This window comes from Paraburkholderia sp. GW821-FHT02A12 (genome assembly GCF_059422005.1).
Map to the genome: position 1 here is coordinate 2,060,551 of NZ_JBWKWA010000001.1, position 14,455 is coordinate 2,075,005.

At 64.2% G+C, this 14,455-nt stretch carries 7 protein-coding genes; 2 read left to right on the forward strand and 5 right to left on the reverse strand.

Annotation, left to right across the window (positions count from 1 at the left end):
• Positions 1-49: 49 nt before the first annotated feature.
• Positions 50-3,388 carry a DEAD/DEAH box helicase gene (locus AC07WT_RS09215; protein ID WP_494946832.1) on the forward strand — a complete coding sequence of 1,113 codons (3,339 nt, stop codon included), beginning with the start codon at positions 50-52 and terminating at the stop codon, positions 3,386-3,388.
• 45 nt (positions 3,389-3,433) lie between these two features.
• Here AC07WT_RS09215 and AC07WT_RS09220 read toward each other — a convergent pair whose 3' ends face one another.
• The 5 genes from AC07WT_RS09220 to nirB all read right to left on the reverse strand — a co-directional run bounded on the left by AC07WT_RS09220 (position 3,434) and on the right by nirB (position 12,928).
• Positions 3,434-4,108: a type IV pili methyl-accepting chemotaxis transducer N-terminal domain-containing protein gene (locus tag AC07WT_RS09220; protein ID WP_494946833.1), complete on the reverse strand. Its 675-nt coding sequence runs from the start codon at positions 4,106-4,108 to the stop codon at positions 3,434-3,436.
• Positions 4,109-4,194: 86 nt separating this feature from the next.
• Entirely contained in the window at positions 4,195-5,562 is a 1,368-nt protein-coding gene (locus tag AC07WT_RS09225; RefSeq protein WP_494946834.1) for an MFS transporter, read from the reverse strand.
• 189 nt (positions 5,563-5,751) lie between these two features.
• A complete protein-coding gene (locus AC07WT_RS09230) occupies positions 5,752-9,960 on the reverse strand; it encodes a bifunctional nitrate reductase/sulfite reductase flavoprotein subunit alpha (RefSeq protein ID WP_494946835.1) in 4,209 nt (1,402 codons plus the stop codon).
• A gap of 41 nt (positions 9,961-10,001) precedes the next feature.
• Entirely contained in the window at positions 10,002-10,355 is a 354-nt protein-coding gene (gene nirD, locus AC07WT_RS09235; protein WP_494946836.1) for a nitrite reductase small subunit NirD, read from the reverse strand.
• A 32-nt stretch (positions 10,356-10,387) separates the two neighbouring features.
• Positions 10,388-12,928, reverse strand: a complete 2,541-nt coding sequence (gene nirB, locus AC07WT_RS09240) for a nitrite reductase large subunit NirB (protein WP_494946837.1) — start codon at positions 12,926-12,928, stop codon at positions 10,388-10,390.
• 707 nt (positions 12,929-13,635) lie between these two features.
• Here nirB and cobA point away from each other — a divergent pair.
• The gene (gene cobA, locus AC07WT_RS09245) at positions 13,636-14,442 is read left to right on the forward strand and encodes a uroporphyrinogen-III C-methyltransferase (protein WP_494946838.1); all 807 of its coding nucleotides are present in this window, start codon (positions 13,636-13,638) and stop codon (positions 14,440-14,442) included.
• Positions 14,443-14,455 lie beyond the last annotated feature (13 nt).

Sequence of the window (14,455 nt, forward strand, 5' to 3'; positions counted from 1 at the left end):
CCGCCCCGCGTAAAATGCCCCTCGCGTCGTCAACCCGAATCCATCAGCAATGTCCGTCTTCTACAATCGCAAGCAAATCACGGATTGGTTAGGTTCCCATACGGTAGCCAAAGCACGTGAGTACGCCCACGCTGTCTCCGAGGTGCGCTGGCGAAGCGCCGACACCCTGAGTGGCCAGGTGCAAGGCACGCGGACCCGTCCGTATGACGTGAGGGCGTATTTTCACGATATCGACGATCAGCGCGACATGTGGGTTGAAGGCGAATGTACGTGTCCGGTCGGCGTCGACTGCAAACACGTGGCCGCGCTGCTCGTCGCAAACCTCGAAAACATGCCGAAGCCGCAACCCGGTGTGCGCCCCGAATTGGTCAGCTGGCTCGAAGGTTTCCGCACGCGGCGCACGGCCGCTCGCCCCGCCGGCAAGAAATCAACCGATACCAGATCCACACATGCGCTCGCCTATGTCCTTTCATGGACGTATCACCGGCACCCCGAAGTCCAGCTCTACAAGGCGCGCCGGAGTGTCGACGGCGCAATCCGGACCATCGACGACTCGTGGAGCAATGTGGAGGCCGCGCTCGTCAAGCCACCGAAATTTGTGGCCGAGGAGGATCTGGCCATCCTGCGCGGACTGTGGCTCGGCCGTACTCGCGAGGATTACGGGCATTTTGTACTGCGCGGCGGGACGGGTGCTGCGGTCCTGCAAAAGCTGGTCGATACCGGCCGTGCTTTTGCCGCGCCCGTCGCGAACATCACGCCTGCCGCGTTGCGCCCCGGGCCAGCGCGTCGCGGGCAGGTCGAGTGGGAGCCGCAGCCCGATGAGCGTCTGCGGCCCGTCCTGCGGACTGATCCGCCCGCCACGATGGTGTTTGCTACCGAACCACTCTGGTACGTCGATGCAGATTCGGGAGAAGCCGGGGCGGTGGAATTGCCGTGGTCAACGCTGGATCTCGCCGATTACCTGTCGATGCCGCCCATTTCGCTCGCTGAGGCACCGCTGGTCGGCGCCGTGCTGCGCGAGATCGCGCCGGAGCTACCGTTGCCGCCCGCGCACGATGCGTCCGCAGTCCGCGTGATCGATACCGAACCCGTGCCGGTGCTGTCGCTCAACACGCTGCCCACCTATACGTCCGGCTGGGCACCACGATTGCAGACAGGCGTGCTGGATTTCGCGACGGTCAGCTTCGACTATGACGGAGTTAGACTTGATGCGAATGACGGCGCGACGTTGCACAGAACCGCGCATGGAGAAGTCGTCCAGCTCAGGCGCAACGCCGAAACAGAAAGACTGCGACTGGGCGAGATGAGCCGGGCCGGGCTCGTCAGGATTCCAGCGAATCGTGCATCTGGCCCGCTTCCGTTCCCGGCTGCCATGCTGGGTCTGAAAAACGCTGATGGCTGGCCCGATTTCATGCAGGGGACGTTGCCCTCCCTTCGTCAAAAGGGCTGGCACGTGGTCATGGCCGATGCGTTTCGTTTCAACGTGATCGAGATCGCTGCGATCGACGGCACGTTACATCAGGCGGGCGACGGCTGGTTCAATGTCGAGATGGGCATCACGGTCGACAATCGCACGGTGCGCCTCGAGCCGTTGCTGGCCGAGCTGTTCCGGCGCGACCGGCGCTGGCTTGCTGGCGCACTCGAAACTATTCCTGATGACGAACCGATCGAACTCAAGACTGACCGGGGTGAACGCCTGCGTCTGCGCGCCGATCGGCTCAAGCCGGTCGTACGTGTGCTGGTTGACCTGTTCGATACGGTCGGCGACGGCTCCCTGCGTATTTCAGAACTGGACGCGGGCCGGCTCGATGCGTTGAACAATACGGGCCGCTGGCAATTCCATGGCGACACGTCGATCCGCCAACTGGCGCAACGCCTGCAGGTTGCCCCCGGTTTGACCGAGGCGCGTGTGCCAGATGGATTGCAGGCCGAGCTACGTGTGTACCAGCATCAGGGGCTGAGCTGGATGCAGTTCCTGCGCGAACACAACCTCTCGGGTGTGCTGGCCGACGACATGGGACTCGGTAAAACCGTGCAGACGCTCGCCCATGTGCTGGCGGAGAAGGAAGCCGGCCGCCTTGACCGGCCCGCGCTGATCGTCGTGCCAACCACGCTGGTGCACAACTGGCGCGAGGAAGCGCAGCGCTTCGCGCCCGACCTGAAGGTGCTGGATCTGAATGGACCTGAACGCAGGGACCGCTTCGACCAGATCGGGGATCACGATCTCATCCTGACGACTTACGCGTTGCTGTGGCGCGACCAGGAAGTCCTTGCACAGCATGACTATCACCTGCTGATCCTCGACGAGGCGCAGTACGTCAAGAACGCAACCACCAAAGCGGCGGCGACCATCCGCGAACTGCGCGCGCGACACCGCCTGTGTCTCACCGGCACGCCGCTCGAGAATCACCTCGGCGAGTTGTGGTCGCAATTCGATTTCCTGCTGCCGGGATTCCTCGGCAGTCAGAAAGATTTTACGAAGCGCTGGCGCACCCCGATCGAGAAAGGCGGCGACACCGTGCGGCGTGATCTGCTCGCGCGCCGCATCCGCCCCTTCATGCTGCGCCGGCGCAAGGACGAGGTCGCGAAAGAACTCCCGCCGAAGACCACGATCGTGCGCACCGTCGACCTCGAAGGCGCGCAGCGCGACCTGTACGAAACGGTGCGCGCCGCGATGCACGAAAAAGTCCGGGCCGCCGTCACCGCTCAAGGACTCGCGCGCAGTCACATCATCGTGCTCGAAGCGTTGCTCAAGCTGCGGCAGGTCTGTTGTGATCCACGCCTTGTCAAACTGGAGAAAGCCTCCCGCGTCAAGGAATCAGCCAAACTCGACCTGCTGCTCGCCATGCTGCCGGAACTGATCGATGAAGGCCGCCGCGTGCTGCTGTTCTCGCAGTTCACCGGCATGCTGGCGCTGATCGCCGACGCACTGGAGAAGGCCGCCATCCCGTACGTCATCCTCACCGGTGACACTACCGATCGCGTGACGCCCGTGCGGCGCTTCCAGCAGGGCGAAGTGCCCCTCTTCCTGATCAGCCTGAAGGCCGGCGGCGTCGGTCTGAACCTGACCGCAGCCGACACCGTGATCCACTACGATCCGTGGTGGAACCCCGCCGCGGAAAATCAGGCCGCCGACCGCGCGCATCGTCTCGGTCAGGACAAACCGGTGTTCGTCTACAAGCTGATCGCCGCCGGCAGTATCGAGGAAAAGATCGTCGCCCTGCAGGAAAAAAAGGCCCTGCTGGCAGACAGCATCCTGTCCGAGGATACCGCCGGCGCCGTCAAGTTCTCGGCCGATGACCTCGTAGCGCTGTTCGAGCCCATTCCGGTCGCGACTCCCGTCTCACCGGCAGCGAAATCGCGGCCTCGCACCCGGACCGGAACGTAGGGCAAAAATAGCCAATCGCACAGTCAACAATGCCGCACTACGGCTTCACCCCCCCGAAGTCTTCGTGACGAACGCGCCCACCACGGCTTCCAGTTCACGCGTGATGGAGGTCATCACACCGGCCACCACCGCGAACTCGCGGCCGGTCACATTCGCGCGGCTCGCCACGATCTGACCGTTGAACGACACGATATGCGCTTCCTTCGCAATCGCCTTGATCCGGTCGATCAGATCCTGCTGGCCTTTTTTCTGCGCCCGCGCAATCCGCCGGCTTTCCTGTTCATACACGGCAGTCACGCCATGCAGATGTGTCAGCAACGGATCGACCGTTTCGATTAACGCCCTCAACGCCTCATCCGCGCGCGGTGACGAGCGCTCGATCGCCTCGAGCGCCATTGACGCCAGCGCGATAAAGTCCGCGATCTTCTTCGCGACATTGTCTCTGCCGTGAAAAGCGTCGCGGATCGCCGGCGAAAAAAGTCCGGGCAAACCGTCGCGGCCTTCCACGAGCGTCTCGTGGCTGTCCGCGAACGTGCGCAACATATCGCGTGCAACGGCGAGCGCGCCGTCGAACTGCTGGAACGCCAGCATCGCCTTCAGCACGATACGCTGGGAAAGCATGCGTTGACGCCCGGCCGTGTTGATCAACGAGCTCAATACCTCGCTGGAGACGTCCGCTTCGGACGACGGCACTTGAACCGGTTCTCTCGTGATGCTCATGTTTGTTCTTATGATTCGATTAGCCCCCGGTCGCGCGCCGGGCGACCTGTGAAAGCAGTCGCACAGCGCGGATATCGAGGTTTGCCTTACTCCGTTGCGTGCACGTGAATCGCGCTGGTCTGCATCGACCACGCCATCCACGGACGGCGCAACGCCACGATCGCAAGGAACGCACAAGCGGCCAGCGCGCCGAAGGTCGCAAAGCCCATCTGATAGCTGCCCGTGCTTTCCTTCGCGATGCCCATCACGACCGGCAGATAGAACCCGCCGATGCCGCCCGCCGCGCCCACGATGCCCGACATCAGCCCGGTGCGCCCCGCCCAGCGATGCGGCACCAGTTGGAACGTCGCGCCATTGCCCAGACCGAACGCCACGTACAGCAACAACAGCAGCGCGATCCCGCCGGTAAGCGACGGCATGGCGGCGGCAAACACGAAGTCGGCCAGCGAAATGACGGCGAGCAGGAACGTTAGCGCGCGCACGCCGGACACCTTGTCGGCGATCAGCCCGCCGAGCGGCCGCACGATCGCGCCGGTCGCTGCAAGCAGCGCCATGAACAGACCCGCATCGATCTTCGACAGCTGATACAGGTTGGTCAGCAGCAGCGCCACGTACGACGACATGCCGACAAAGCCGCCAAACGTAATGCTGTACACCAGCATGATGACCCACGTGTCACGCTCGGCCAGCACCGCGCGATAACGCTGCGGCAGCACCGCGATCGCCAGCAGCGCGCCGATCACGGGCAACAGCAGTACGCCGCTCTTGCCGGAGCCGAACATGCCTGCTTCGATCAGCATCACGAGCACGATCAGACCAGCAAGCGTCACCGCGAAACTGCCGAACGCGCGCAGCACGCTGCCCGATTTCAAACCGGAGTCGTTGGCCCAGAAGTACAGCGTGATAGCCGCAATCGCGAGCAACGGCAGTGCGCCGCCGGTCGCCACCTGCCAGCCAAAATGGGTTGCCAGCTGCGGGAACAGGAAACCGTCCAGCACCGCGCCGATGTTGCCGGCCGCGGCCAGACCCAGCACCAGCCCCTGCACTTTCGGCGGATAGTTGCTGCCCGCCATCGGCAGAGCCACCGAGAAACTCGCACCGCCCACGCCGAGAAACACGCCGAGCACCAGCAGCAGCGTGTACGACGGCGGGAACGGCAACAGCGGCAGCACGATCGTCGGCACGGCAGACAACAACACGCCCATCAGCGCGATCCGCTTGCCATGCGCCGATTGATACAGATTGCCGAGCGTCACGCGCAGAATCGCCGCCGACAGCACCGGCACCGCGACCAGCAAACCCTGCTGCGCCGGCGTCATCGCAATGCTCTTGCTGATGAACGGCGCGAGCGGTCCGTACAGCACCCAGACGGTGAAGCCCGTGTCGAAATAGAGGAAACACGCCACTAGCGCGCGCCAGTCCCCGCTTTTAAGGGAGCTCATCACGTTTTTCATTAGACATCCTCAAATGTACTGATTGTTCGCTTACCGGCCACGCTGCGCACCGGAATGGTCGCGATGTTGAAATCCGGTGTGGTCATGCAACGTCCATGCCATCCGGAACCGTCTTTTGAAACTTTCCTGCCTACTCTGTGAAACCTGAAACCGCGTCTTTTTCGGTGCCTTTTTCGGTGCGCCGAATAATCAATAAACGTCGCGCGCGTAGCGCTTTTCCTGCGCGAGGCGGCTCACGTACTCGAGCGCCTTGTCATCGCTCATGCCGCCGTGTTGGGCGACCACCTCCTTGAGCGCCGCGTCGACATCCCTGGCCATCCGGTTGGCGTCGCCGCAGACGTAGAAATGTGCACCGTCTTCGAGCCATGCCCACAGTTGCGCACCCTGCTCGCGCATGCGGTCCTGCACGTAGATCTTTTCCGCCTGATCGCGCGAGAACGCGACATCCAGCCGGGTCAGCACACCGCTGTCGCGCAGCGCTTCGAGTTCGTCGCGATAGTAGAAATCGGTGGCCGCATGCTGCTCGCCGAAGAACAGCCAGTTGCGCCCCTTGTCGCCACGCGCACGCCGCTCGTGCAGAAAGCTGCGGAACGGTGCAACGCCGGTGCCGGGGCCGACCATGATCATCGGCGTGTCAGAAGCGTGAGGAGGACGAAAGTGCGCGGACTTCTGCACGAACACCGGTACGTTCACCTCGCCGGCGCGGTCGGCGAGAAACGTCGATGAGACGCCCTTGCGATTGCGCCGGCCATTGCTATAGCGCACCGCGGAAACAGTCAGATGGACTTCACCCGAATGCGCCTTCGGGCTCGATGCGATCGAATAGAGACGCGGCTGCAAACGCTTGAGCATGCCGGTCAATTCGGCGGCCGTCAGGTCCACCGGAAATTCATGCAGCACGTCGGCGAGCTGCTGTCCCCATAGCCATTGTTTGAGGTCGGCTTTGCGCTCAGGCGTCAGCAGATCGCGCAACGCGCCGTTGCGGCTGCGCGACGCGATGAACGCGAGCGCGTCCGGGTTCGGACGGGCGATTTCGTAGTGCTTGCCGAGCGCGTCGGCAAGGCGCATTTCGCCCGCGCCGGACACTTTCACGGCGGCGTCCGCGCTCAGGCCGCTCAGGTCGATCAATTCGTCCACCAGTTCGGGGCAATTGCTCGGCCATACGCCCAACGCATCGCCGGCTTCGTATTCGAGGCCCGAGTCGCCGGTGCTCAGCGAGAAGTAGCGCGTGTCCTTGGCGGTGCCCTGCTTGTTCAATTGCAGGTTCTTCACCAGCCGCGATGCGGCCGGACGCGTTTTGGTCGGCATGAGGCCCGGCACCACGGCGTTGACCATGCCGTCGCGCGGTACCGCATGCAGCGCGGCATCTTCTTCCTTGATGCGGACGATGATCCGTTCGAGCCACGCGTCGGCGATCTCCTGGTACTCGCTATCGCAGTCGGTGCGATCGAGCAGACGCAGCGCGCCTTGGGCCGTGAGGCGTTCATCCAGGCGGCGGCCGTGGCCGCAGAACTGGTCGTAGTTGCGGTCGCCGAGCGCGAGCACGGCGTAGCGCACGCCGTCGAGGCGAGGCGCGGCTTCGCTCGCCAGTTGGGTCCAGAAGCTTTGCGCGTTATCCGGCGGATCGCCGTCGCCGAAAGTGCTCGTCATCAGCAGCACGTATTGCGCTTTGGCGAGCGCCGAGGCCGGATAGTCGGCCATGCATGACGTGCGGATCTCGAAGCCCGACTCCATCAGACGCGTGGCGTAACGCTCGGTGAGCGATTCGGTATTGCCGGTTTGCGAGGCCCACAGCAAGGTCACTTTGGGCCGCGCACGCACGATGCGCACGGCGGACGAAGGCGCCGCGTCCGGCTGCGGCTGCGGCTGCGGGTGTGGCTGTGACGTCGGCGCAAGAAGCGCCGCGGCGCCCGCTCCGCTGCGGCTATAGAGACCGCCGAGCAAACCGTCCACGTAGAGGCGCGTCGCCGCATCGACCGGTGCGCCGTGCGGCAGGACCGGCACGCTGCCGATACCCCGTGCTTCAGCCGAGCGCAGGCCGCTGATAAAACCAGCCAGATACGCACGCTCGGTCTCGTTGAACGAAGGCGGTGGTGTCTGTGGAAGCTGCAACAGACTGCTGAGTGCATCGATACGGGGCATGTCCAGTTCCTCGGCGCTCGCCGGCGCTGCGCTCGCCGATGCGCCGGCAGCATCGGCGAGCGTTTCATCATGGGCGTCGAATGGGGGCGGCGCGAGGGTGTCGAGCGCAACCGGGCTCAGCGCGACCGCGCAGAACTTGAGTTCGGGCTGCTGCGAGACCGGATCGATTGCATCGCTCGTCACGGCGTTGATGCACAGGTCGTCGCCAAATACGTCGTTCCAGTGCATCGGCGCGAAGCAGCTGCCTGCGCTCACCCGTTCGGTGACGACCGCCGGCAACACCGCACGGCCGCGTCGCGAGCGAATCTCGACGGGGTCTTTGGGCTTGATGCCGAGCGCGGTGGCGTCTTCGGGATGAATCTCGACGAACGGTCCCGGGTTCAGCTTGTTGAGCATCGCGACCTTGCCGGTCTTGGTCATCGTGTGCCATTGATGCTGCACGCGGCCGGTGTTCAACACGATCGGAAATTCCGCATCGGGTAATTCGGCCGGCGCCGCGTAAGCGCGCGCGAAAAACACAGCCTTGCCGCTCGCGGTCGGAAACACGAGCCGCGGACGGCTGCCGTCGGGCAACGCCTTCAGCGTTTGGCTGACGCCGTCGTTGATATAGCGAACCGGATTGCGCCCGGCAGAATCCTCTGACGCAAGCGGCCATTGCAGCGGCGTTTCCTTCAGACGGCGGTGGCTCGCGCCGCGCAAGTCGTAGCCGGTTTTCGGATTCGACGCACGGGTGATTTCCGCGAAAACTTCTTCGGCGCTCGTGTAGCTGAACGCATCGGCGAAACCCATTTCGCAAGCGATGCGCGCGATGATCTGCCAGTCCGGCAACGCGGCACCCGGCGGCTCGATGCCCTTTTGCATCAGCGTCAGGTTGCGCTCGGAGTTGATCATCACGCCTTCGGCTTCGGCCCACAGCGCGCCGGGCAACAGCACGTCGGCGTAACGGTTGGTCTCGGTGTCGAGGAATGCGTCCTGGGCGATCACCAGTTCCGCCGCCTGCAATCCGGCGATCGCGTTTTGGCGGTTGGCGATGCTCGCCACCGGATTGGTGCAGATGATCCAGCACGCCTTGATCTCGCCCGCGGCCATACGCGCGAACATGTCGATCGTGCCGTTGCCGGCCTCGGGCTTCAGCGTGCCTTTCGGAATGCCCCACAGGTCTTCGATAAACGCACGGTCTTCTTCCACCAGCACCGAACGCTGGCCCGGCAAACCCGGTCCCATGTAGCCCATTTCGCGGCCGCCCATCGCATTCGGCTGGCCCGTCAGCGAAAACGGTCCGCTGCCGCGGCGGCAGATCTTGCCCGTGGCCAGATGCAGATTGCAGATCGCGTTCGTGTGCCACGTGCCGTGCGTGCTCTGATTGAGGCCCATGGTCCAGCAGCTCATCCACTCGGGCGCTTCACCGATCATGGCCGCCGCTTGACGGATGTCCGCTTCGGCCAGGCCCGTGATCTCCGCGACGCTGGCCGGCGTGTAGCCGGCGAGGAACGCGGGCATCTCGTCCCAGCCTTCGGTGGCTTCGGCGATAAATTCGGCATCCGTATGGCCGTTCCGATGCAGCAGATGCAGCAGGCCGTTGAGCAACGCGAGGTCGGTGCCCGGTTTGATCTGCATGAACAGATCGGCCTTGTCGGCGGTGGTGTTGCGGCGCGGATCGACGACGATCAGTTTCGCGCCCGCCTTCACACGATCCATCATCCGCAGGAACAGAATCGGGTGACAGTCGGCCATATTCGCGCCGATCACGAGGAACAGATCGGCGTGGTCGATATCGTCGTACGATCCAGGCGGGCCATCCGCGCCAAGCGAGAGCTTGTAGCCGCTGCCCGCGCTCGCCATGCACAGCCGCGAATTCGATTCGATGTTGCTGGTGCCGACAAAACCCTTTGCGAGCTTGTTGACGAGGTACTGCGCCTCGATCGACATTTGCCCTGACACATAGAACGACAGCGCGTCCGGCCCGTATTCGTCGAGCAGGCCGCGCAAGCGCGACGCCGTGTTGCTGATCGCCTGCGCCATCGGCAGCGGCGCCGGGTCCTGATCGCGTGCGTGGCGCACGAACGCGCCCTCCAGCCGTCCCGACTTGCGCAACGCGACGTGCGCCGACTGGCCCTTCGTGCACAGCCGTCCGAAGTTGGCCGGATGCTCCTTGTCGCCGGAAATCTTGACGACCTGGCCGTCCTCGACGTGCAGCACCATGCCGCAGCCAACGCCGCAGTAAGGACACACGGTTTTTACGCTATTGCTCGCCATGTCGCGTGAAGCCGTTCGAAGAAGATGGAAAAATCAGCGGCTCAGACCGCGACCCACACCTTACCGCTCTCGACGCGCACCGGGTAGGCGTTGACGGAATTCTCGGGCGCCTCGAGGCACTCGCCGGTGCGCAGATCGAAATGATGCTTGTAGATCGGCGAGGCCACCACGATGCGCTCACCAAGACTGCCGATCAGCCCGCGCGAGAGCACCGCCGCCTGCGAACCCGGATCGAAGTTGTCGATCGCGAACACGCGGTTGTTCGTGCCGCCTTCGCTCACGTGAAATACCGCCACCTGTTCGCCATTGACGAGCGCGCAGACGCCCGTGTTGGGGACGATGTCGTCGAGTGGGCAAATCGGCGTCCAGGCACGCGGCAGGCGGTCGTTGTTCATGGCGGAAGTCCTCGGTGAATGGCGCAAAAAAATCAAACGGTCTCGACAACGACAGGAATCGCGGCCAGCTTCGCTTGCCGCTCGGCCGGCGTCGCGGGCCGGATCTGGCCGCGTTCCTCGACGAACGCGACGTTGCTGTCGGCCTGCTCGCTGTTGACGAAATGGCGGAAGCGCTTGCGTGTTTCGGGATCGGTGACGGCCTTTTTCCACTCGTCTTCGTAGCTGTCGACCACGTGCTGCATCTCCGCCTCGAGCTCCGCCGCAACACCCAGACGATCGTTGACGACCACGTCGATCAGATACGCGAGGCCGCCTTCGAGGTTGTCGCGCCACACGCTGGTGCGTTGCAGCCGGTCGGCGGTGCGCACGTAGAACATCAGGAAGCGGTCGATGTAGCGCACCAGCGTGTCGTGATCGAGGTCCGATGCGAGCAGTTCGGCGTGGCGCGGTTTCATGCCGCCGTTGCCGCATACGTAGAGATTCCAGCCCTTCTCGGTGGCGATGATGCCGACGTCCTTGCCCTGCGCTTCCGCGCATTCGCGGGTGCAGCCCGACACGCCGAACTTGATCTTGTGCGGCGTGCGCAGGCCCTTGTAGCGGTTCTCGATCTCGACCGCGAGGCCCACCGAATCGCCGACGCCGTAGCGGCACCACGTCGACCCGACACACGACTTCACGGTGCGCAGCGATTTGCCGTACGCATGGCCCGATTCGAAACCGGCGGCGATCAGTTCTTCCCAGATCAGTGGCAGTTGCTCGACGCGCGCGCCGAACATATCGACGCGCTGACCGCCGGTGATCTTCGTGTAGAGACCGTATTTCTTCGCGACCTGGCCGACCGCGATCAGGCCGTCGGGGGTCACTTCGCCGCCCGGCATGCGCGGCACGACCGAATACGTGCCGTCGCGCTGGATGTTGGCGAGGTAGTAATCGTTGGTGTCCTGCAGCGACGCGTGCTCTTTCTTCAGCACGAATTCGTTCCAGCACGACGCGAGGATGCTCGCCACCGCCGGCTTGCAGATATCGCAGCCGAGCCCGCGACCATGCTTCGCGAGCAATTCGCCGAAGCTGCGTAGGCCCTCGACACGCACGATGTGATACAGCTCCTGGCGCGAATACGGGAAGTGCTCGCACAGGTGGTTGTTGACCGCGAGCCCCTGTTTCTTCATCTCGGCCTTCATCACCTGGGTGACGAGCGGTACGCAGCCGCCGCACGAGGTGCCGGCGCATGTCGCGCTCTTCACAGCGCCGATACTGGTCGCGCCCGCACACACCGCCGCGCAGATTTCGCCCTTCGAGACGTTGTTGCACGAGCAGATCTGCGCGGCCTCGGGCAGCGCGTCGACCCCAAGTCCGGGCTTGGCCTTGCCGTCGCCTTGCGGCAGGATCAGGAATTCCGGTGCGTCCGGCAATTCGATGCGGTTCAGCATCATCTGCAGCAGCGTGCCGTATTCGGTCGCATCGCCCACCATCACGGCGCCGAGCAGTTGCTTGCCGCACTCCGACACCACCAGCTTCTTGTAGACCTGCTTGCGTTCGTCGCTGAACTGGTACGCGCGGCTGCCCGGCGTCTTGCCATGCGCGTCGCCGATGCTCGCGACGTCCACGCCCATCAGCTTGAGCTTGGTGCTCATGTCGGCGCCGGCGAATTCCGCCGAATCGCCGAGCAGTTGCTTCGCCACCGTGCGCGCCATGTCATAGCCCGGCGCGACGAGGCCGAACAATTGACCGTTCCACAGCGCGCATTCGCCGATCGCGTAGATGTGCGGATCGCTGGTGCGGCACGCGTTGTCGATCACGATGCCGCCGCGCGCGCCGAGCGCGAGGCCGCTTTCCCGCGCGAGGTCGTCGCGCGGACGGATGCCCGCGGAGAACACGATCATGTCGGTGTCGAGATGGCTGCCGTCGGCGAACTGCATGCGGTGCGTGCCGTTCTCGCCGTCGACGATCGCCGTGGTGTTCTTCTGCGTGTGCACGGTCACGCCAAGTTCTTCGATCTTGCTGCGCAGCACGCGGCCGCCGCCGTCGTCGACCTGCACCGCCATCAGGCGCGGCGCGAATTCGACCACGTGCGTTTGCAGGCCCATGTCGCGCAGCGCCTTCGCGCATTCGAGGCCGAGCAGGCCGCCGCCGACCACCGTGCCCGTCTTCGAGCGCGCGCCGCATTCCTGCATCGCTTCGAGGTCGTCGATGGTGCGGTAGACGAAGCAGTCGGTGCGCTCGCGGCCCGGCACCAGCGGCACGAACGGATACGAACCGGTGGCGAACACCAGCTTGTCGTACGGCAAGGTTTCGCCGGTCGACACCGTCACGGTGCGTGCATCACGGTCGATCGCGACGGCCTTCGCGCTCAGTTTGAGCAACACGTTCTGGCGTTCGAAGAAACCCGGCTCGACCAGCGAGAGATCGTCCGCCGATTTGCCGGCGAAGAATTCGGACAGATGCACGCGGTCGTACGCGGGTCGCGATTCTTCGCACAGCACCGTGATGTCGAGGCCATGTGCCGCGTCCTGCGTGAGGCACTCGACCAGTTTGTGACCGACCATCCCGTGACCGATAACGATGATTTTCATGAGCGCGGTGTCCTCGATGTGCTGGGCTTGAATCGCTGCCGGCCGACTGGTGTGCAAAAGCGATTCCGGAAATAAAAACGGCGTCCCGCGAACCCAGTCGATGACTGAATTCGAGGGACGCCGTTGTCCAAACCTGTGATGCAGCGAACGCCTTGTTGTTGCGCTCGCGCCGGATCCACGTTGATCCGATGGCAAGGCTTAACGCAAAGGCCGTGCCAACTGTGCGGAATGCCCGCCGCAGGGCTGTGACGCGGGGGTTTGTGGCGAATGGCACGGGTGTGCGGCGAACGCGGTATGCGACGCGTTTTGATGCAGCCAGGCACATGGGTGGTGCGACGCAGCACTGTGCGCGTGCGAGGGGCAAGCACACGAGCGGTGCGTTTCCGGTGCATTTCCCGGCCTGCCGGCGACGCGTGGCGAGGGTTGAGCGTAGGTTGCCGCGTGATGGCGTGGTACTTGCATGAGCGGGTGTCGAGCCTTGCAGGCAATGCAGCCGCGAGTGCATGAAATCCGGGCAAAGCACAGCGCAGTGCTTCGCTCCGCTTAAAGATAGTGAGCAGCATCCGGACAACGGCGTCCTCTCGTGACCACCACGAGCGGACGCCGTTTTTTATTTGGCGCAGCCTATACGCCCCACCGCGCCCCCACCGCGACGGCAGCCAGCCATCGAACACATTAAACACATCAAACAAGCCAAGGACATCGCGATGAACACCACCACCGGCAAGGTCACACTGTTGAGCGCAGGCCCGGGCGAGCTCGACCTGCTCACGCTCAAAGCCGTCAAAGCACTCGCCGCCGCCGACATCGTGCTGCTCGACGACCTCGCCAATCCCGAGATCGTGTCGCTGGCGCCGCAAGCGCGTGTGATTCGCGTCGGCAAACGCGGCGGCTGCCGTTCGACGCTGCAAGCGTTCATCGAACGCCTGATGCAGCGCTACGCGCTCAAGGGCTTGCATGTGGTGCGCGTCAAGGGCGGCGAAGCGCTGTTGTTCGGCCGGGCCGGAGAAGAACTCGCGGCGCTGCGCGGCGCGCGGATTCCGGTGGAGATCGTCAATGGGATTTCATCGGGTTTCGCGGCGGCGGCGAGTCTCGGCATTTCGTTGACGCATCGCCGCCATTGCCACGGCGTGAGCTTCGTCACCGCGCATACCGAAGATCACGGCGAGCCGGACTGGGCCGCGCTGGCCGCGACCCGCACTACGCTGGCGATCTATATGGGGATGCGGCGCATCGAGAGTCTTGCCACCGCGCTGCTGGCGAGTCTGCCTGCCGATACGCCGGCGGCCGTCGTCCAATGGGCAGGCGGAGCCGGCGAACGGCGCTTGCTGACCCGGCTCGACCGGCTCGCCGCCGATGCCGCAAGCGCGGGGTTCGGCAGTCCCGCGGTGATTCTGGTGGGGAGCGCGGTCGGCGAGAGCGTCGAGCGCGGGGTTCAGTGGAGCGAAGAAGCGGCGGCTGTGATGACTGACGGCCTGATGACGGCGGCGGGAGCCATTGCGCAAGCCGCGTGAATTGTTGAGTGAG